Raw genomic sequence first — 19,628 nt, 5'->3', positions numbered from 1 at the left:
GGAGGGACAGCCGCGTGGTTACTGCGCCCGTCATGTCCTTCAGCATCCAAACATCTGTGAATAGATAAGCACTCCTCGTGCTGAGGTTGAGACCTCAGCACGAGGAGTGCGGCTTTTCTCGGGTTACTCGGTGACGTGTTCCCGTGTTCTGCGCCCACGGCGCGCGAGCACGAGTGCCGCGCCTGCCGAGAGCAGCGCAAGGGCACCAGCCCAGAGCCCTACGGCGCTGCCCGAACCGGTCGTCGCAAGCGCGGATGCGTCAGATCCGGATGCTGCCTCACCCGGCTTCGCCGTGTCAGGAGTGGGCTCCGGCGTGCTCGTACCCGGCTCCGTGCTGACGGGCACGAGCCCCGCGACGGCGGCGACGATCGCGTCGGCCATCGCGGCAACCTCGGCCTGGCGGTCGGCACCAAGACCGCGCTCGACGGCGGCAACGGCTGCGGCAACGACAGCGGCAGACTCCGGGGTGTACCCCTCAAGTTCGGCGGGTACGGTGCCGAGAGCAGTGTCCACAGCCGAGTAGTCCGCGTCCCGCTCGCTGTCCGGCGCGAGCTGTGCAGCGAACTCAACAAGCGGGTTCGGAATTGTGATCTGCCGCAGCTGCGTGTCGGTGGCGAAGTCGTGCGCGGTGATCACGATGCGGTCCCCATAGGAGTCCAGCGTGAGCCCGCGATTGACGTCCCGCGTGGTCACCTCGGTCGCTCCAGCGGTGTTCTCGCCCCGCGCATCCCATTCGATGTGCATCGCGAGCGTGTTCACAGCCCAGAACCCGTCCGCGTGGCCATCCGCGGTGCGGCGCTGCATCGCCCAGTCGCCGAGCTCGGCGGGGTAGTGCGTGTGGCCGCTCAGCACCACCGCGTTGGGGTAGTTGCCGAGAATGCTCGTGAGGCGCTGATTGTGCTGGTGGTGGGCGCTGTACCACGGCAGCCACGAGGCGGAGACGGTGTTCCCGAGCGGGAAGTGCGTCATGACAATGACCTGCGCGTTCTGAGCCGTCCAGTGTGCGAGCCGGTCTTCGAGGAACTCGACCTGCGCGTCCGTCATCGGCACATCAGACGGTCCTGCCATCTCCTGCCCGAGCACGATCACGGGGAGGTCGCCCGCCGGCCCTTCGAGCACGTACTCGTCCCACGCGCGATCCCTGTCAGCGAACGTCAGGAACCGCTGGAAGTTGGCGTCGAAACCGCCGTTGGCGTACCGCTCGTGATTGCCCATGCCCGCTACGGTCTTCGGGGGGCGGATAGCTGCAGAGGCCTCCATTACGTCGGCTACCTCCTGCCATTCACGGGTTGTGCCGGACGCCACGATGTCCCCCACCATCAGCAGCCCGTCAGCATCGGGAGAGAGCCGCGCGAAATCCTCGATTCCGTGAGCGAGGTCCTTGGGATGCCCCTGGATGTCCGAAACGACCCAGGCCTGCGTCGGCTCCGTATCGGTCGCGGCCTGTGCCTGATGCACCGTGATGGAGTCGATTCCCCAGTACTGCGCCTCGGCGCCACCGGTGAACTCCCACGAGAACACCACGGACTTCGCTCGCGCCGGGGTGTCAATGGTGACGTCCTGGGCAGCGTTCAACTGCATGCCGTCGTAGCCGTCTGTCACGCTCGTCGAATCGAGCCGCAGCACCTCGATCGGGGCCGCCCCGTCGAAGCTGGCCAGGACGACGCCGCTCTGCCCGGGCGCCCCGCGGTAGTGGCTGTCGAAAGTGAGACGCACCGCATCGAGCTCAGCGACGCCGACCGGCGCGCTGGCAAGCGCGGCGGTGAACGGAGCCCCGCCGAACTGCGCGGCGTCGGCGACCAGGAATCCGCGGTCAGTGCGTCCGAAGCGGTCCCGCATCCGGTCACTCGTTGCAGACCAGGCGGCGCGCGTTGTGGGTTGCCAACCGGCGTACCGGTCGTCGCCCGTGACGGACGCTTCGAACGTCGTCGACCACCCCTCCGGCAAGGAACCGTCCGTGAAGCCGGCCCGCAGCAGCACACCGTCCGTACTGACATCTGTTGCGACCGGGTCGATGTTCACGGGGGCCTCCGGGTCGCCCGGCTCAAGCGGTTCCGGCGCGTTTGGATCAGCCGTGACGGTGAGCGGCAGAGGCTCAGAGAGCGGGGTGTAGCCGCCATCTGCGAGGAACCACACCTCGTATGCGCCGGGCTCAAGTTCCAAGGTGAAGGCCGCCTCGCCGCTGGCGTTCGGCGTGTACTTCCAGATCACCGAGGGCGAATCCCCGGGGGTCACGTTCTCGCGGTAGATGCCGATCCAGTTCTGTGCGTCCGGCTGATCGGTCGCGTAGGTGACCACAAGTGGCGCGCCTGCGATCGCGTCGCTGGTGGAGAGCGAGATCGTGGAACCCTCCGCGGCGTCGGCGGCCGCGTCGGCGCTGGGTGCCCCGCTCGCGGATTCCGCGGGCGTGTTGGACGAACGCGCCGAGTCGTCGGTCTCAGTGATCGCTGGAGAAGTCGGCGGTAGAGCCACTTCCGTGGCGGTGGCGGACGCCGCAGCAGTTGGCGGCAGCACGAGGGCCGCAGAGAGCAGCACGCCCGCGACGGCACAGGTCCGACGCGAGAACGCGGAAGAGGACGATGTCATGAAGTTCCTTTCTGAGGTGCCCACTCGATCGGGCCACTCGGAAGCGTCCTCAGCACAGGCGAACATGGGCTGGCAGCTGGGTGAACGCTTCATGACACACCCGCCCCAACCGGGCCGTGGCCACAGACATCTGTGCAAACCTGTCCACGCAGGCGTCTGGCCCAGATGACGTGACCTCTCGCCAGCGCAGAAGAGGCCCCGGGGAGCTCGTGCTCCCCGGGGCCTCTTCGTCATGCCCTCCGCCTCCCCTCGGCATTCGCTGCGCGAGCGAGGGGTGAGCGGCGCTGGCGCCCTCAGACCGTGTGAGCTGCCGTGTCTTCCGCGCGCTCCGCGCGCCTGCGCCGCGCCGCAGCGATCAGCAGCAGTCCCGCTCCTAGAGGAACGAGAACGAGCGCAGAGAGCATCCACGGGTTCAGCGCACCACCGGTCGTGGCGAGGCTGTCTCCGGGGTCGCCGGGAGCGGGGGAAATCGGCTCTTCAGGCTCCTCGGGTGCGGGAGTCGGTTCCCCGGGAACGGGTGTGCTCTCGATGGGCGTGACGGTGCAGTTCGGCTGATCAGTATCGGCCGGTGTGCACTCGGGAGTGGCCGGCGCCACAGGGGGCGCTGACGGGTCGTCGGTCATCAGGAAGTTCGCGGCGATGTCATCACCGCGCTGTCCGTCAGCCTTGACCGTGACCTGATAGGTCACAGTCGCCACCTCGCCAGACGCCACCGTGCCGGTGATCGCGATCGTCTCACCTGTGCGCGCCGCCGTCAGGCCCGCAGAAGCCACTGGCTCCGCGGTCACCTCTGCGTCGTCGAGCACGTGCGCCAGAGCGTCGATCGAGTCCACCGCCGCGGCCGCAGACCCGGCGTTGTGGAAATGCAGCGCATAGGTCAGCACACTGCCGGCCACGGCGGGCGAATCCGACGACTCCACGCTCTTCCACTGCGTCAGCACCGCACCCGGGACCGTCACGAGATCACATGCATCCGCCCCGGCGAGAGTCTCGGATGCGGGTACGCAGACCGTATTCTCCAACACGGCATCCCCCTCGCCGGTGTAGGTCACCGCATAGGTCACCGTCGCCGACTCACCCGATGCGAGCGCACCCGCCCACGACAACTCCGGAGCGCGGAACGACACAGTGCCCGCGGACACCACGACGGTTCCGCTATCGAACGTCGCGTCGTCGAGAACCTCGGTCAGGTCATCGACAAACGTCGCCGGGTTCGCCGCCGTGTAATCCCCAGGGCCGGCGTTCGTGACCACGACCTCATACTCGACGCGCTCACCAATGCCCGGAAGCTCCGTGCGATCAGCGGTCTTCTGGACCGTCAACTTCGGCAGATCCCACTCCTCGACCGCGCATACCTCGTCCGAGGTCGCATCCGGGTTCTCCTTGCACGCAGGCGTCACCGCGTCCTGAGGATCATCGGGCTGCCACGCGACGTTCCTCACGGCACCATCACCACCGGCCATCACGGTCACGGTGTAGGTGAGCTCCACGCTCTCCCCGACTGCAAGGGCTCCCGCCCAGGACAGCAACGGCTCGGCATACGACACCGCACCCGACCGGTCCGCGACAGCATCCGCGTTGTACTCCGCATCATCGAGTACACCCGACAGATCGTCGAACACCACCGCCGGCTTCGCACCCGTGTAGTCGGCGCTTCCGGTATTCGTCGCCGTCACCGTGTACGTGACCTCGTCACCCACTCGCGTCTCCGCACTCGCATCGCTCGACTTGACGAGTTCGAGGCGGGGCTGGCTCAAGGTGATGGTCTGGTTGATGTCAACTGGGCTGTACGTCCAGTTGTCGACCGCGACCATGTTGCCCCAGGGGTTCGACCCTCCATTGCTGGACCACCCGTGAGCACCGGTGGAACTGTCTACGCCAGCTGTGCCGTCGATGGGCGAGGTGAGCGAGGTCTTCGTCGCTGCGTCGACCTGGGTGTCGTCCCAGTAGAGCATCGCGTTCCCGGGTGCGTTACCGCGGATCTGGGTGAAAACCATGCCGTCGTTCACGCCCTCGACGTCAGCCAGGACGATGTGGAACTCATCGGTGCGGTCGATTTGGACACGGGCATTGACGACTGTGCTGAACGGATCGATCGGGTTGTCTGCGCCGTCGAGGCCATCCCACACGTAGGTTTCATCACCAGAGCCACCCAGGGCGATCTTCCGGTCGAGCGGGCCGTCGTAGCTTCCGTCGCCGTCGGCGTCGATCTGCAGCGTGTAGCTGCCGGTGAAATTGATCAGGTCATAGGTGAAGGCCCCCGCCAGCGCGGAATCGCCGTCCTGCGTGAACATGAGGTTCTGCACCTCGGGTGTCACCACGTCGGGCATCACCCACAGGTCGCCGAGCGCCGAGGGCGCCGTCTGAGGGAGGTCGGCTGAGGGCTCTTCGAAGAAGAGCCAGTACTTGTCACCGCAGGAGATATCCGCGTCGTTGTAGACAGCGGTATTCACCGTCATCACCGTGGAGTGATAAAGCGAGGTGCAGGTGTCTCCGTCAACAATGCCGAACGCATCTGCCTGGATGTTCCACCCGCCACCGACGAAACGACCGAGTTCAAGCGAGTACACCGCACCGAACTCGGTGACCACCCAGAAGTCAACGTTGTAGCTCCACTGCGTTTTGTCGTAGCCCATGTATGTGTCAGACCACACGCGTCCCGTGATCTCTGCATTCGCGCGGTCGCGAACCGTGATGTCGAAGTCGAATTGTGAGTACGACGCAGGCTTGAGGTACACCGGATCGATTCCCACGACCGGGATCTCCTCAATGACCCACACGCCCGCCGGCCCCGTCAAGCCCAGCGCCGAGCACGTCGCGCCGGCGGCCTCTGCAACCGTCATCTGGCAGTCCATGTGCACGCCCCCTGAGGGATCAGTGACCTTGAACTGGACAGTCGCCGTGCGATTCAGGAACTTCGTGAACGCCACATCCAGTGATTCGCCATCCTGGACGTACGCGTAGTAGGTATTCCCACCTTTGCTGGCACTCCCCGTCGGATTCTCCGCTGCCGTTGCGGCCGCTGACCCCAGCACCGCCGCGACCAACGCCAAGCCCGCGACCAACACACCGGACAGAACCAGGGACAACGCACGGGGCGGAGGCGTAACCCGAACGGACCTCCCCTTCCTCCCCCGTAAGAGGTCGATTCGACCAGATCTCATTCGCACAGTCGTGCCTACTTTCACTTTGGGAGCAGCACTGCCCCAGCGGCAGCGCCGGCGGCCCCGCAGGCTCTCGAGCGCGCAGGACTCCGCAAGGATCGGGAACCCCATCCCGATCCCAGGACAGCGGGGACATGCGGTTTCAGGAGTGGGACCCTGACCGTTGACCTCACGTGTCGCAGCCCCCACCGCGACTCTCATCCAACTATGAGAGCTGGGCGAGGATCGGTGGAATCCCCCGAGTTAACCCCGGAAGTACCCCGATCACCAGGTACGGTTGCCGGGCGCTCGGGTCTACGGTTCGCCACCGAGCATCGACCACTCGGATGACGACGCACAGAAGTGGTACGTCGAGGGTGATTTTTGCGCTTAGGCAGCGTCAGCCACACAGTTCAGGAGGACACTGATCGCGGATGGCCCCTCATCCCGTTCCTACCCAGTGGAACAGGCTCTCGACCCCCAGATCGAGTGCCGACACCCGGTTCTCCGGCCCTGCCGGCTGCAGTCCCCAACCCTAGGGACCGTACCCGGCTGAGCCGGAGAACCGCCACCGGCGGTAGCGGCTGGGGTGCACCGCGCTCGCCGGTCAGCCCAGCACCGGAAGCCGACGCGCGGTCCAGGCAGGTGCTGCGTGGGCGGGCTCCGAAAGCCGGCAAGGAGGTACGTATGGGTCGCGTGACGAGTGATACCCGGTCTGCGGTTGCACCGAGCGCTTCGACGGATGACGTGGAGGCCGTGCTGATCGAACGCTGGTACGACCTCGACCAGTCGGATGCCGAGGCCGTGCTGGCTGTCGTCGCGACGTTGTCGGATCAGGAGCTCTTGGATCGTCCACGCCTGCTCGCGAGCGCTGTGATCGCCCGTAGTATCGTGGCCGACGCGGAGGCGGGTGCGAGCGGCGATCGCGCGGAGATGCTCGAACGCTTCGCCCGCGTCGCTTCGGCGGCACACGCGCGGAAGGTCGCCGCGCAGCAGCCGGTGACCGTTGAGCTGCTCGTGCCCTTGATGATCGCTGCGCGCTGGCGCGGGGACTTCAACGCGGCGCAGCAGCTCTCAGATCGGATCTCAGCGCTTCGACACGACCCCACGGCCGTAGACGATGATCTACGAGCACTAGTCATCTCCGCCAGTGACAGTCTCACGATCGACCGACCCGGTCATGCCACTGTGCAGCAGGGCATCACCGAGATCTTGGCGGCGGACTCCGAGAGAGCGATGAGTCTGTTCTCCCAGGCCTATCACGAGAGCGGGAACCCGCCGTTCCGCCACTTCGCCGGCGTCAGCGCCGCTGCCAATGCCGCGATGCTGGCGGCCGTCGAAGGTCATGCCGATGCGGCAACCACCTGGCTCGCGCGCGTCGGAGACACAGCCGAGCTCCCGACCTGGTGTCGCGACCTATTGACCATCGGTGCCACGATCGCCTCGACGGTCATGGCGACCGACGCCCGCGATCTCGGTACGGCGCGCGTCTACGCCGATCGTCTCTCCGACGCCGGCGACCAGTTCGAGCTGTGGCCCTTCCAGGTATACGCCCTCACGCAGTATGACCTCGCCCGGCATGAACCCGTAGTCGCCTTTGAGCGCCTCAAACGCATCGGCTTCGAACGCGGAATCGACGTAACGAGCGTTCCCATCGCGAATCACCTCGTGTTCCGCGCTTACCTCGACACGCTCATCGACGTCGCTGAAGGAGGCCTGGTGCTGCGACTTGCCGAGGGCGCAGGCGAGCCGCTCCGCTCCCTGATCCCCGTCGCGCGAACTCATCAGCTCGCGGGCGACCATCGCGCCGCCGCGCAAGTCTCCGCGCGCGCGTTGAGAAGGATCCGAATGCCGCTGCGAGACATGCGTGAAGCCAGCCTCATTCATGCAGTCGCGCGCATGCGCCTGGGTGATGCAGAGTCAGCGCTGCGTTCCTTCACCATCGCCACATCGGGCGATGCCGTCTCACTCCCCTCTTTGTTCTCTCGCCAGCATGCTCAAGACATCGCAGACATCCACGCTCTGGCCGGCATTGACTACGCGGCGCAGCATCCGTGCCCCGAGCGACGATCGATCGAGATCATCTCTCTCACGAGACGAGAGCGGGCGATTCTTCAGCGCCTGGCGGATGGCCTCAGCGCCACGGAGATCGCCGTAGAGGCTTTCAACTCACCGAACACCATCAAGACGCACATCAAGCGGATCTACAAGAAGCTCGGCGTCTCCAGCCGCGCCGAGGCCCTTGCCGCCGCGGATCAACAAGGGCTGATCCGCTGGCATCACCCAGAAGACACACGCAACGCCTCATAGCGAAGGCGTAGCGGTCCATCCGTCGGCACTAGCCCAGCGCGTGCCCGTGAGGGCGCTACGAGTCCGACGCACCCGCTCACCCTTCGACGGTGGCGTCACTCTGGTCGCCGTCCTCGCATGGCTCGACGGCGCCATCACGATCGTGGTCAGCCTCAAGTTGATCCGCGGAAGCAACGCGTCGCGGAACTTCCTGATCGTCGTATTCCTACGGAACACCGCGACACTTGGTGCACGACGAGTGCCCTCAGCACCGGCTAGCGCGAATCGCGCTGGGGATTGACCCGCTTGATCCAGTCGATGAGACTCGCGCTCGAGCGAGTCTGCAACCACACTCGGCCGGGACCGATGAAGTCGGTGACGAGCCCCTCACCGCCGAGGATCGTGGACTTCCAGTTGCCCGCCTTGCGAACCGAGTACTCCACCGTCTCGTCAAAGGCGACGACGTGTCCGGTGTCGAGGGTCAGTCTCTCGCCGGGCGCGAGTTCGGAAGGGAGGATTGCACCGTACGAGGAGATGAGCAGGTCCCCCGCGCCGGTGCAGCGCAGCAGCACGAGCCCCTCACCGCTGAAGAAGGTCTTGCCGCCACCCCATTTCGAGTCGACGTCGACGGTCGCATCGGAGGCGATCCACGAGCCGGACTGCACGAGTAGCGCCGTCCCGGCGTCGAGCGTCACCTTCGTCATGTCGCCGGGGAGCGTCGCCGCGACTCCGACTTGACCACCGCTCTCGGAGGTGAAGTCGTTGACGAAGAAGCTCTCGCCGCCGAGCGCGCGTTTGAACCCTTTGAAGAAGCCACCGCTCGCTGAGGTGGCGATCTCGATGTCGCCGCGAGTCATCGCCATCGCGCCTGCCTCGACTCGCACGGACCCTCCCGCGGGGAGGGCGACAACGCCCATCGCGAAGGCCGGGCCTGCGGTGATGTCTACATCCATGGTGGTCCTTTCGTTCTGTCTGTCTGGCCTGGCTGTCTGTCTGGCCTGCGGAATGCTCCGGAGCCGCGCCGGCTACAGGGCGGATGTCTCGTACTTGTCGGGAGGTGCGGATCAGGCTCCGAACTGCGCCATCTTCGTGCCGCGCTCCTTACGCAGAGTGATGAGCACGACGATGAGCGCGAAGATCCCCAGCAGGATGTTCAAGTAGACGCCGATGCTCGACGACGCCGTGGTGTGCACCCCGATGAACGTGGAGAAGTCCCACAGTCCGTGAATGAGCATCGGCACGAGCAGCGTTCCCGTTGAGCGTCGGGCGAGGTAGAGGATCGTGCCGGCCCCGAAGGTGAGCGGAAGCTGGATGAGTACACCGAGCCCCGCCCCGAAGAATCCGTTGGGGATATGAAGGGCCATGAACAGCGCCGTCGAGATGAGCCAGACGAGGGGCTCGGTAAAGCGGGCGCGTAGCCCCACAACGAGAACACCACGGGTGGCCATCTCCTCACCGAACCCGACGCCGATGCTGCCGACGATCGCCAGAATCCACACGATCGGTGCGAGTCCACTCGTGTCTTTGACGAAGAGCACTGCGATGGCGACCACAGCGAGCAGAGCACCGGGAATGATCGCCCAGCGCGCGCCGGGCTGTTTGTCGAACAGTGCCGGTTTCCACCACCCGAGTACTGAAGTCGCGACGACGAGCACGATTGCACCGGCAGCAAGCGGGGCGACGTACCACTTGAGCAAAGTCTCCGCGGAGTCACCGATATGCAGGTAGTCGATGCCCAGTGCTATCCACACGCCATAGAAGACGACCAGGTAGCTGAGATAGACGACAATGCCGATCCACGGCTTGGGCTGAACACGCATGGACACTCCCTCAGTCGAAGGGTACTGGTGCCCATGAGGCTAGTGATTGACGGGCGGCTTGCGCTAGATGCCCTCACCCGCCCGCCGGCGGCCCCGCGCGCGCCCGTGAGAGCGCGACCAGTCCGGCATACCCCGCCCGCACCTCGACGGTGGCGGTGAGCGCGTCGATCTTGCAGGCCGACAAACGGGCACCGGATGCCGCCGCCACGCGTGCGGCGAGCGCACACGGATCCTCACCGGTCATGACCGCCCCCGATGCGGCATCCGCGGCGGCCAGCGCGGCAGCATCCGCTGCCCCCGCCACACGCTGGGCGGTGACCGCGGCACCGCCCACGGCCGCCAGACCGAGCGACAGCGTCGCAGCCACCGTCAGCACGCCGGCCGCAAGAGCCGTTCCTGCCATCGTCTCGTCCTTTCCGTCCGCCGCTCGCTCACAGTCCGCCCGCGAGAGCGCAGCTCGATGCACGAAGCGGTACCGAGATGATCCGGCCCACCCGAAGGTCGGCCGAGGCCGTGACGCAGACCAGATCACCCGCACCCTGCGACGACGAACGCGCCCCGCTGACTGCCGCCGAGACGACACCCGCTGCTCGGGCGGCGCTCTCGCCCCGCCCGAGCAGCCTGGCCGCGTCCGCCGCAGCATCCTGCAACGCCACCTGCGTCGCGGCAGCGTTCAGCGCACCCACGCCGAACAGCACAGCCAACAGCGCCGCAGGAAGCGCCACAGCGAGTTCGGCCGCGACCGAACCGCGCTCACCGCGCAACCCGTCACGCACCGATGCCCGATCTCGGCGACCGATCACGACACCGTCAACGCCCGCCGCACCAGATCAGTGAGGATGCCACGCACCTCATCCGACCGCATGATCACCACCAACAAGCCCGCAAAGGCCACCGCCGCCATCGTGGTAATCGCGTACTCGGCCGTCGCGGCGCCCGTCTCGTCGGCGAACAACTCGGCAGCACGTCGCCGGGTCAGTGGGGGCAGTTTCTCGTCATTCATTCTCTTCTCCTTCTCTTTGTGCAGAGCGCGTGTCGCCCTGCAGGTCAACGTCGTGTCAGATCGGTAGTGGCGTCGAGCCGAGCACGCTGAGCATCAGCGGTGCGACCCCCAGCAGCAGAAATGCCGGCAGGGTGCACGCGCCCAACGGCAGCAGCAGCTTCGATGCGAGCCGTGAGGCCCGCACGCGACCCTGCACGCGAGCATCGTGACGTTGCTGCGCGGCTGAGGCGCGCAGCAGTTCTGCCGCGGGAACGCCCGCGGCACGCGACAGCTCGAGCACCGCATCCGTCGCGCCGCGACCAGCGCGCAGGTCTGCCGTGCTGTGCTCGACCAGGCGCAGCGCCCGCGGAATGCCAACGCCTCCTGCGAGCGCGACCGCGACGAGTTCGGCGTGCATCCCCGGGGTGCCGGGGGCGGGCCGAGCAGCGCGCACCATGCGGGCCGTCCACCACCGCGCCAGCAGCACCAGTCCGAGGCCGAGCACGACGCACGCCACCCCGAACGGGTTGGTGAACAGCACACCGATGGTGTCGAACCCGAGCGCGAGACCCAGCAGCAGCCCGGCGAACGGCAACCAGAGCAGCAGCCGTGCCGTTCCGGTGGGCTCGGCCAGGGCGATGCGCACATCGTCCGCGGCTGACGCAGCGTCCTGCAGCGACTCGGCGAGCGCCCGCAGCACGTCGGCGAGCGGGGCCCCGACGGTCGTCGCGATCTCCCATGCCGCGGCGACGTCCGACCAGGCGCCGCCCTCGGCATCAATCGCGCCGACGAGTTCGGCTCCCCCACCGCAGCGGCCCACGACACGTTCCGCGACGGGATGCCCAGAGTCTGCCAGGTGCCGCCACGCCGTCATCGGACGCGCGCCAGCCTGCAGCAGCACGGCGAGTGTGCGCACGGCGGTCGCCGCGCGACCCGCCTCGTCTCCGGCATCCGCTGCTGTCCCCCGCGTGCCACCCCGGATGCGGGCTCCGACACCTCTCACCACGGTGTGACCTCCTCGATTCCGAGGCGGTCTCCGGTGAGCGCGAAGCGCCCCGCCTGCGCGATATGACGCCGCCCGGCGGCGTCGCGTTGCAGGTGCAGCACGACTGTGAAGGCGCTGACCACCTGCCGCGCCAACGCGATGGCGTCCATCCCCGCGAGAGCACCGAGCGCCTCCATGCGCGCCGGCACATCGGGGAGGCCGCTGGCGTGCAGGGTGCCGGCGCCGCCGTCGTGACCGGTGTTCAACGCCGTGAGCAGTTCCCGCACCTCCTCACCGCGGCACTCACCGACGACGAGGCGATCGGGTCGCATCCGCAGCGATTCCCGCACGAGCATGGCCAGGCTGATCCGTCCCGCGCCCTCCAGGTTCGCCTGCCGCGACTCCAACGACACGTGGTGGGGGTGGCGGGGGCGCAACTCGGCGACGTCCTCGATCGTGACGATGCGCTCGGCAGGGCCGACCTCCGACAGCAGGGCCGACAGCAGAGTGGTCTTGCCCGTGCCTGTTCCACCCGTGATGAGCACATTCGCGCGCTGCGCGACGAGCCCCGCCAACCAGGTGCGTTGTGCGGGGGTGAAGGTGCCCGACGCGGCGAGCGCGTCAAGGCCGGCTCCGAGCACTCTCGGCACACGGATCGACAGTGCCGTGCCCGCCGTCGAGACCGGCGCGAGCACGGCGTGCACTCGGATGCCCGAGTCGAGCCGCACGTCCACACACGGCGACTGGTCGTCGAGGTGACGACCTCCCGCCGCGACGAGTGTGACGGCGAGGTCGCGCACCTCGCGTTCGGATGCCCGCCACTGAGGCACTGGTTCGGCTCCCTCACCCCGGTCGACGAAGAGGCCGTGTGCACCGTTGACGAAGAGGTCGGTGACCTGGGGGTCGTGCACATGCTCGGCGAGCGCGCCGAACGCCGGGTCGAGAATCGGCCGATCGATATCGGCGGGTTCCGTCGACGCCGTCGTACGGGTGTGTGTGCGTGGACGGAGCACGAAGGGATCGGTCATGGCAACGACGCTAGAAGCGCGCCGATGCCTGCCCCCGTCCGAAACCCATGGGCTGTGCATAAGAGGCGAGCCGTGCCGTCCTGTGCAGAACGCGGCACACCCGCTCAGAAAAGTGTGAGGCGGCACCTCACGGGGGGAATGAGGTGCCGCCTGAGCGCAGGCCCGCATAAGGGGGTATCGGGCGCGCTGAAGCCAGATGTCGAAATCGGCTGAGGTCAGTGTATGCGTGCGGGAGTGCGCTTGCCAACTGCCATGCCAGTACCGACTTTCGGCAGTAGGCTTCCGCGCGTCGGCTCGAGTAGATTCGCCGGATCACGGTCGCGCCCGACACGACCCTTCTACCCCGCGCAAAGGAGCGAGTGCCCATGAGCAGTCAGATCGATCATCTCCTCGACGAATCTCGGAGCTTCCCGCCCTCGGCGGAGTTCGCCGCCCAGTCCATCGATGACCCCGCGCTGTACGAGCGTGCCGCCGCCGACCGCGAAGCCTTCTGGGGTGAGCAGGCCCGCGAGAACGTGCACTGGCACAAGCCGTTCACGCAGGTGCTCGACTGGTCGAATCCGCCGTTCGCGAAGTGGTTCGACGACGGCGAGCTCAACGTCGCCTACAACTGCCTCGACCGTCACGTCGAAGCCGGGCTGGGTGACCGTGTCGCGATCCTGTGGGAGGGCGAGCCCGGCGACGAGCGCCGCATCACTTACGCCGAGCTGACCGCAGAGGTCAAGCGTGCCGCGAACGTGCTCGCCGACCTCGGCATCGGTCAGGGCGACCGCGTGGCGATCTACCTGCCGATGATCCCCGAGGCGATCGTCTCGATGCTCGCCGTGGCCCGCCTCGGCGCCATCCACTCGGTCGTCTTCGGCGGCTTCAGCGCCGACAGCCTGCGCTCGCGCATCGACGATGCCGGCGCGAAGGTGGTCATCACCGCCGACGGCGGTTTCCGCAAGGGCAAGGTCTCGGCGCTCAAGCCCGCTGTCGACCAGGCGCTGAGCGACCGCAACGGCGAAGGCGAGCAGCAGACCGTCGAGCACGTGCTCGTCGTCAAGCGCGGCGGCAACGACGTGGACTGGAACGAGCGCGACATCTGGTGGCACGACGTCGTGCCGGCGGCGTCGGCCGAGCACGAGGCGCAGGCCTTCCCCGCCGAGAACCCGCTGTTCATCCTCTACACCTCGGGCACGACCGGAAAGCCGAAGGGCATCCTGCACACCTCGGGCGGCTACCTGGTGCAGGCGTCGTACACGCACAAGTACGTCTTCGACCTGCACGCCGAGACCGATGTGTTCTGGTGCACGGCCGACATCGGCTGGATCACTGGGCACAGCTACGTGGCCTACGGCCCCCTCGCCAACGGTGCGACCCAGGTGCTCTTCGAGGGCACGCCGGACTCGCCGCACCCCGGACGCTGGTGGGAGCTGGTGCAGAAGTACGGCGTGACGACCCTCTACACGGCGCCCACCGCCATCCGCTCGTTCATGAAGCTCGGACGCCAGATCCCGCAGCAGTTCGATCTGTCGAGCCTGCGTCTGCTCGGTTCGGTGGGTGAGCCCATCAACCCCGAGGCGTGGATGTGGTACCGCGAGGTGATCGGTGCCGACAAGGCTCCCATCGTCGACACGTGGTGGCAGACCGAGACCGGCGCGATCATGGTCTCGCCGCTGCCGGGCATCACGGCGACGAAGCCGGGGTCGGCTCAGGTGCCGATTCCGGGCATCTCGATCGATGTGACCGACGATGACGGCCAGGAGGTCGGCAACGGCAACGGCGGCCTGCTGGTGATCACCGAGCCGTGGCCGAGCATGCTGCGCGGCATCTGGGGCGACCCCGAGCGTTTCAAGGAGACGTACTGGGAGAAGTTCGAGAAGCAGGGCTACTACTTCGCCGGCGACGGCGCCCGCCTCGACGAGGACGGCGACCTGTGGCTGCTCGGCCGCGTCGACGACGTGATGAACGTGTCGGGTCACCGGCTGTCGACCACCGAGATCGAGTCGTCGATCGTCGCGCACGAGGCCACGGCCGAGGCCGCCGTCGTCGGTGCAGCTGACGAGACCACCGGTCAGGCCGTCGTGGCGTTCGTGATCATCAAGCAGAGCTACCTCGAGTCGCACTCCCCCGAGGGCCTGACCGCTCTGATTCGCGCCTGGGTGGGCGAGCAGATCGGCCCGATCGCGCGCCCGCGCGACGTGTACATCGTGCCGGAGCTGCCCAAGACGCGCTCGGGCAAGATCATGCGACGCCTGCTGCGCGATGTGGCCGAGGGTCGCGAGGTCGGCGACGTCACGACGCTCGCCGACACCATGGTGATGAGCACGATCTCGAGCCAGGTCAAGTAACGCGTTCGCGCCGAGACCCCCAGTAATCGCCGAGACCCCCAGTTGCAGTCATCTGCAACTGGGGGTCTCGGCGATAAAGCGGGGTATCGGCGGGTAGCGCCGACACGGTCACGCGAGCGTGAACGTCACCTCGACCTCGACGGGTGCGTCGAGCGGCAGCACCGCCACGCCAACGGCGGCGCGCGCATGGGCGCCCGCCTCGCCGAAGATCTCGCCGAGCACTTCGCTGGCACCGTTGATGACGCCGGGCTGACCGCTGAACGCGGGGTCGGATGCGACGAATCCGCCCACCCGCAGCACGCCGGCAATCCGGTCGACGCCGCCTGCGGCGGCAGCCGCCGCGGCCAGGGCGTTCAGCGCGCAGGTGCGCGCGTAGGACTTCGCGTCGTCAGCATCCACTTCCGCTCCGACCTTGCCGGTCGCGAGCAGTCCACCGCCGGCGATCGGCAGCTGGCCCGAGGTGTAGACGAGGCCGCCGTGCACGACGGCGGGCACGTAGGCCGCAACCGGAGCGACGACCGCGGGCAGCTCGATGCCGAGCTCTTCTAGGCGGGCGGTGAGGTTCATCGATGATCTCCTTCGAACTGACGGGATGCCTCGGCCGCAGCCGCGAGGCCGGAGTTGGCCGTCGCGTCCTGCGTCACGGGACGCTTGAAGTAGGCGACCAGGCCGCCCTCAGGGCCCTGGATGACCTGCACGAGCTCCCAGCCCTGCTTGCCCCAGTTGTTGAGGATCGCCGCTGTGTTGTGGATCAGCAGCGGTGTGGTCAGATACTCCCACGTGGTCATGGCACTCCTGCGCGTCGGCGACCTCCGGCAACGGATGCCGGCGTCGAGGCTTCTATTCAGGGAACTCCCCTACCATCAAGCGTATGCCTCAAACGAAACGCACGGTGAAGGGTGTGCTCGGCGGACTGCTGGGCCTGGTCGGCCTCAGTGTCGTCGCCGGAGTGCTGGCCACGGCCGCTGTCACCCCCGCCATCGCCGTCGCCGGGGTCAGCGGCTCCCAGGCGCTGACCCTGTTCGACAATCTGCCGAGCTATCTGAAGCCGACGGCGCCGATGGCACCGACGACGATCTACGGCAATGACCGCGACGGCAAGCCGTTCGAGATGGCGACCTTCTACGAGCAGAACCGCGTGCCGGTCACCTTCGATCAGGTTTCGCCGCTGCTCTATGACGCCGTGCTCTCGAGTGAGGATAAGAACTTCTACTCGCACGGCGGCGTGAACCTGCTGCAGACGGCGAAGGCCGCCGTCGAGAACCTCACTGGCGCCTCATCGCGCGGTGCCTCGACGATCACGCAGCAGTACGTCAAGAACGCGCTCATCCAACAGTGCGAACAGGGCGTGCCACCCAACGATCCCGAGTACGACACCAAGATGCAGCAGTGCTTCATCGACGCCGCGCAGGCGAAGGGTGCTGAGGGCATCGAGCGCAAGCTGCAGGAGATGCGGTACGCGGTGCAGATCGAGAAGGACTACTCGAAGAACGAGATCCTGCTCGGTTACCTTAACGTGTCGAACTTCGGCGGAACGACCTACGGCGTCGAGGCCGCCGCGAACCGCTACTTCGGCACCACGGCCGCGAAGCTCAACCTGGCGCAAGCGGCCACGCTCGCCGGCATGGTGCAGGAACCCAATCTGTTGCGCATCGACCGGCCGACCGCAGGCACGTGGACCGACAAGGAGGGTGTCGCGCACAACACGGCCGAGGACGGCTACGCGACGACCAAGGAGCGCCGCGACTACGTGCTCTTCGAGATGCACGAGAACGGTCAGATCACGCAAGAGGAGTACGAGGCCGCTGTCGCCGCCCCGGTCGAGCCGAACATCCAGGAGACCGCGCAGGGGTGCGGCGCTGCCGGAGACAACGCCTACTTCTGCCAGTACGCAAAGGCCGTCGTCGAGAACGACGAGGCCTTCGGCGCCACCGCCGAGGAGCGCCTGGAGAACATGCGCCGCGGCGGCATGAAGATCTATACCTCGCTCGACCTGCGGGTGCAGGCCCCTGCCGTGCAGGCCGTGCACGACCGCGTGCCCGCGGCGATGGATGGCATCAACGTCGGCGGCGCTGGAGTCTCGATCGAGGCGAGCACTGGTCGCATCCTGGCGATCGCCCAGAACACGCGGTTCAGTGAAGCAGCCGATGCCAGCCTGGCCAACGGCGAGTCGGCACAGGTGTTCGCCGCCGACAGCGCGCACAACGGGTCATCGGGTGGTTTCGAGACCGGATCGACGTGGAAGCTCTTCACCCTGCTGGAGTGGCTCGAACAGGGCCGCTCGGTCAACGAGGTGCTCGACGGACGGTCGCGCATCTTCGGCAACTTCCCGCAGTGCGGTGGGACATACACCCAGGTCGAAGACGTCGGAAACTTCGGACAGGGACGAGGATCCGTCAGCACAGTCAGTCGCTTCACAGCTGTCTCGCTGAACACCGGCTTCCTGGCGATGGCGCAGCAGCTCGATCTGTGTGACATCAACAAGATGGCCAAGCGCCTGGGCGTCCACTACGGCGATATGGGTGATGTCACTAAGGATGGAACCGCGCCCAATGATCCCTTCCCCACAGTTCTGGGATCGAAGTCAGTAGCGCCGATTCAGATGGCCGGCGCATACGCGACCGTCGCGAACAAGGGCAAGTTCTGCGAGCCCCGGGTGATCGACAAGGTGATCGGGCAGGACGGCGAGGAGATCGCGCCGCCGAAGGCCTCGTGCACCCAGGTGATCTCTCCCGAGGTCGCCGCCACTGCCGCGTTCGCTCTGCGCGGCGTGATGGAGGGTGGCACCGGTGCAGGAGCGAACCCCTACGACGGCGTTCAGGTGATCGGTAAGACCGGTACCGCCGAGACCTCGCACACCATGCTTGTCGAGTCGAGCACGAACGTCACGACCGCTGTGTGGGTGGGAAACGTCACAGGACGCGAAGATCTGCGCCGCTTCTATGCCCACGGGACCCGCCTGGTCGACATCCGCTACCCGCTCGCCAAGGAGATCCAGCGAGCAGCGAACGCCGTGTACGGCGGTGACCGCTTCCCCGCACCGGACGCCAACCTCACGCGCCGCGTCGTGAAGGATCTGCCCAGCGTCATCGGTCTGTCGGTTGACGAAGCAACGCAGACACTCGAGAAGGCAGGCTTCACCGTCCGCGTCGGTGACCCCGTCGACAGCACGGTTGAGAAGGGCCTCGTCGCCGAGCAGGATCCCGGTGCCGGTTCGGCGCCCGGCGGCACCACGGTCACGATCAGCCCCAGCTCGGGCACACCGCCCGAGTCGGCGATCCCGAACGTCGTCGGATCGAAGTTCGGTCAGGCCAAGAAGGCGCTGGAGGATGCCGGCTTCTCGGTGAACGAGGACGGCTGCAACGGCGGAGCGACCGTGGTCGCACAGGATCCTGGCGCCGGGTCGAACGCGGCTCCTGGATCGACCATCACGCTCAGTTGTCTGAGCGAGGAGGAAGACGAGGAATGACCTCGCGTTTCACAGCGCATCCGGCCCTCACCGCGCTCGGCGCGGTGGGGGCCGTTGGCCTCGGTGCGGCGATCTGGGGCATCGGCATCGAACGGTATCTCTTCACCGTTCGCGAGGCGACCGCCCCAGCGCTAGCGCCCGGCAGCGCACCGATCCGCGTATTGCACGTGTCCGATGCGCACATGGCGCCGTGGCAGCACCGCAAGCAGGACTGGCTCGCCTCGCTGGTGGCGCTTGAGCCGGACCTCATCGTGAACACCGGCGACAACCTGGGCCACCGAGACGGTCTTGCGGGCATCCGAAGCGCCTTCGCGCCCTTCGCCGGCATCCCCGGCGTGTTCGTGCACGGTTCGAACGATGTGCAGGCACCCGCGCCGCGCAACCCGCTGAAGTACTTCACGGGACCGTCGAAGACGGCATCCGAGCCGAAGCTCCTCGACACCGCAGCTCTTGACGCGTTCTTCACTGACGAGCTCGGCTGGCACGATCTGAACAACACGGCGATGCGCCAGGTCGTCGCGGGAAACACCATCGACTTCTTCGGCGTCGACGACGCGCACCGCGAGTGGGACAAGCTCGATGTCATCCCCGGAGCGCTCGATTCGCTGGGCGCCGCCCCGGCGGGCGCATCGCGAATCGGAGTGACGCACGCGCCGTACCAGCGCGTGCTGAACGACTTCGTCGGCCTCGGGGCGGATGCCCTCTTCGCGGGCCACACGCACGGCGGGCAGGTGTGCCTGCCCGGCTACGGCACACTCGTCGCCAACTGCGATATCCCGCTGAAGCAGGCCAAGGGGCTCAGCACCTGGTCGCACGACGGCCGCACTGTTCCCCTGAATGTCAGCGCCGGTTGCGGCCACTCGATCTACGCACCGGTGCGATTCGCGTGCCGCCCCGAAGCCACGTTGCTGACGTTGACGGCACGCTCGAAATGACAGGCGGGCGCGCCCGGGGGCTCACCCGATTCGGTACTCGCGCGCTCGGCATGTAGAC

General features: G+C 67.0%; 15 protein-coding genes. 4 read left to right on the top strand and 11 right to left on the bottom strand.

Annotated elements, in window-relative coordinates:
- Positions 1-123: 123 nt before the first annotated feature.
- Positions 124-2,586, bottom strand: coding sequence for a DUF4073 domain-containing protein (locus JF543_RS12275; protein ID WP_242519712.1), 2,463 nt, complete (start codon positions 2,584-2,586; stop codon positions 124-126).
- A gap of 293 nt (positions 2,587-2,879) precedes the next feature.
- The gene (locus JF543_RS12270) at positions 2,880-5,429 is read right to left on the bottom strand and encodes a DUF7507 domain-containing protein (RefSeq protein ID WP_206824537.1); all 2,550 of its coding nucleotides are present in this window, start codon (positions 5,427-5,429) and stop codon (positions 2,880-2,882) included.
- A gap of 1,488 nt (positions 5,430-6,917) precedes the next feature.
- Between JF543_RS12270 and JF543_RS14650 the strand changes: the two genes are divergently transcribed.
- A complete protein-coding gene (locus JF543_RS14650; protein WP_206824535.1) occupies positions 6,918-8,039 on the top strand; it encodes a LuxR C-terminal-related transcriptional regulator in 1,122 nt (373 codons plus the stop codon).
- Between the two features lie 254 nt (positions 8,040-8,293).
- Here JF543_RS14650 and JF543_RS12260 read toward each other — a convergent pair whose 3' ends face one another.
- The 7 genes from JF543_RS12260 to JF543_RS12230 all read right to left on the bottom strand — a co-directional run bounded on the left by JF543_RS12260 (position 8,294) and on the right by JF543_RS12230 (position 12,833).
- On the bottom strand, positions 8,294-8,971 hold the full coding sequence (locus JF543_RS12260) for a TIGR00266 family protein (RefSeq protein ID WP_206824534.1): 678 nt from the start codon (positions 8,969-8,971) through the stop codon (positions 8,294-8,296).
- Between the two features lie 111 nt (positions 8,972-9,082).
- Positions 9,083-9,838 (bottom strand): CPBP family intramembrane glutamic endopeptidase, encoded by a 756-nt coding sequence (locus JF543_RS12255; RefSeq protein ID WP_206551538.1) that lies wholly within the window; start codon positions 9,836-9,838, stop codon positions 9,083-9,085.
- 73 nt (positions 9,839-9,911) lie between these two features.
- Positions 9,912-10,241 carry an Rv3654c family TadE-like protein gene (locus JF543_RS12250; protein ID WP_206551526.1) on the bottom strand — a complete coding sequence of 110 codons (330 nt, stop codon included), beginning with the start codon at positions 10,239-10,241 and terminating at the stop codon, positions 9,912-9,914.
- Between the two features lie 28 nt (positions 10,242-10,269).
- Positions 10,270-10,641: a TadE family type IV pilus minor pilin gene (locus tag JF543_RS12245; RefSeq protein ID WP_224818726.1), complete on the bottom strand. Its 372-nt coding sequence runs from the start codon at positions 10,639-10,641 to the stop codon at positions 10,270-10,272.
- Positions 10,638-10,841 (bottom strand): DUF4244 domain-containing protein, encoded by a 204-nt coding sequence (locus tag JF543_RS12240; protein ID WP_179410141.1) that lies wholly within the window; start codon positions 10,839-10,841, stop codon positions 10,638-10,640. Before JF543_RS12240 ends, JF543_RS12245 begins: the two co-directional genes overlap by 4 nt.
- Before the next feature lie 55 nt (positions 10,842-10,896).
- A complete protein-coding gene (locus JF543_RS12235) occupies positions 10,897-11,826 on the bottom strand; it encodes a type II secretion system F family protein (protein ID WP_347401156.1) in 930 nt (309 codons plus the stop codon).
- Entirely contained in the window at positions 11,820-12,833 is a 1,014-nt protein-coding gene (locus JF543_RS12230; protein ID WP_206824532.1) for a TadA family conjugal transfer-associated ATPase, read from the bottom strand. The genes JF543_RS12235 and JF543_RS12230 overlap by 7 nt, the downstream gene beginning before the upstream one ends.
- A gap of 365 nt (positions 12,834-13,198) precedes the next feature.
- Here JF543_RS12230 and acs point away from each other — a divergent pair, with 365 nt between their 5' ends.
- Positions 13,199-15,166 carry an acetate--CoA ligase gene (gene acs, locus JF543_RS12225; protein WP_206551524.1) on the top strand — a complete coding sequence of 656 codons (1,968 nt, stop codon included), beginning with the start codon at positions 13,199-13,201 and terminating at the stop codon, positions 15,164-15,166.
- Positions 15,167-15,274: 108 nt separating this feature from the next.
- Here the strand turns inward: acs and JF543_RS12220 are convergent, their stop codons facing one another.
- Both JF543_RS12220 and JF543_RS12215 read right to left on the bottom strand, forming a co-directional pair.
- Positions 15,275-15,733, bottom strand: coding sequence for a RidA family protein (locus JF543_RS12220; RefSeq protein WP_206821890.1), 459 nt, complete (start codon positions 15,731-15,733; stop codon positions 15,275-15,277).
- Positions 15,730-15,954 carry a DUF4177 domain-containing protein gene (locus JF543_RS12215; protein ID WP_179410137.1) on the bottom strand — a complete coding sequence of 75 codons (225 nt, stop codon included), beginning with the start codon at positions 15,952-15,954 and terminating at the stop codon, positions 15,730-15,732. The genes JF543_RS12220 and JF543_RS12215 overlap by 4 nt, the downstream gene beginning before the upstream one ends.
- Before the next feature lie 83 nt (positions 15,955-16,037).
- Between JF543_RS12215 and JF543_RS12210 the strand changes: the two genes are divergently transcribed.
- Both JF543_RS12210 and JF543_RS12205 read left to right on the top strand, forming a co-directional pair.
- Complete coding sequence (locus tag JF543_RS12210; protein WP_206824522.1) at positions 16,038-18,635, top strand: penicillin-binding protein; 2,598 nt, start codon at positions 16,038-16,040, stop codon at positions 18,633-18,635.
- Positions 18,632-19,570 (top strand): metallophosphoesterase, encoded by a 939-nt coding sequence (locus tag JF543_RS12205; protein ID WP_206824521.1) that lies wholly within the window; start codon positions 18,632-18,634, stop codon positions 19,568-19,570. The genes JF543_RS12210 and JF543_RS12205 overlap by 4 nt, the downstream gene beginning before the upstream one ends.
- The last annotated feature ends 58 nt before the right edge of the window (positions 19,571-19,628 follow it).

Origin of the sequence: Microbacterium esteraromaticum (assembly GCF_017303215.1) — a bacterium.
GTDB classification, from domain to species: Bacteria; Actinomycetota; Actinomycetes; order Actinomycetales; family Microbacteriaceae; genus Microbacterium; species Microbacterium esteraromaticum_C.
This window is presented reverse-complemented; position numbering and strand designations above follow the sequence as displayed.

Coding starts and splice junctions, on each gene's coding strand:
- JF543_RS12255 (WP_206551538.1), bottom strand. CDS start 9,838: ATGCGTGTTCAGCCCAAGCCGTGGATCGGCATTGTCGTCTATCTCAGC.
- JF543_RS12230 (WP_206824532.1), bottom strand. CDS start 12,833: ATGACCGATCCCTTCGTGCTCCGTCCACGCACACACACCCGTACGACG.
- JF543_RS12250 (WP_206551526.1), bottom strand. CDS start 10,241: ATGGCAGGAACGGCTCTTGCGGCCGGCGTGCTGACGGTGGCTGCGACG.
- JF543_RS12270 (WP_206824537.1), bottom strand. CDS start 5,429: ATGACGGTTGCAGAGGCCGCCGGCGCGACGTGCTCGGCGCTGGGCTTG.
- JF543_RS12215 (WP_179410137.1), bottom strand. CDS start 15,954: ATGACCACGTGGGAGTATCTGACCACACCGCTGCTGATCCACAACACA.
- JF543_RS12205 (WP_206824521.1), top strand. CDS start 18,632: ATGACCTCGCGTTTCACAGCGCATCCGGCCCTCACCGCGCTCGGCGCG.
- JF543_RS12220 (WP_206821890.1), bottom strand. CDS start 15,733: ATGAACCTCACCGCCCGCCTAGAAGAGCTCGGCATCGAGCTGCCCGCG.
- JF543_RS12275 (WP_242519712.1), bottom strand. CDS start 2,586: ATGACATCGTCCTCTTCCGCGTTCTCGCGTCGGACCTGTGCCGTCGCG.
- JF543_RS12210 (WP_206824522.1), top strand. CDS start 16,038: ATGCCTCAAACGAAACGCACGGTGAAGGGTGTGCTCGGCGGACTGCTG.
- JF543_RS12260 (WP_206824534.1), bottom strand. CDS start 8,971: ATGGATGTAGACATCACCGCAGGCCCGGCCTTCGCGATGGGCGTTGTC.
- JF543_RS12240 (WP_179410141.1), bottom strand. CDS start 10,841: ATGAATGACGAGAAACTGCCCCCACTGACCCGGCGACGTGCTGCCGAG.
- acs (WP_206551524.1), top strand. CDS start 13,199: ATGAGCAGTCAGATCGATCATCTCCTCGACGAATCTCGGAGCTTCCCG.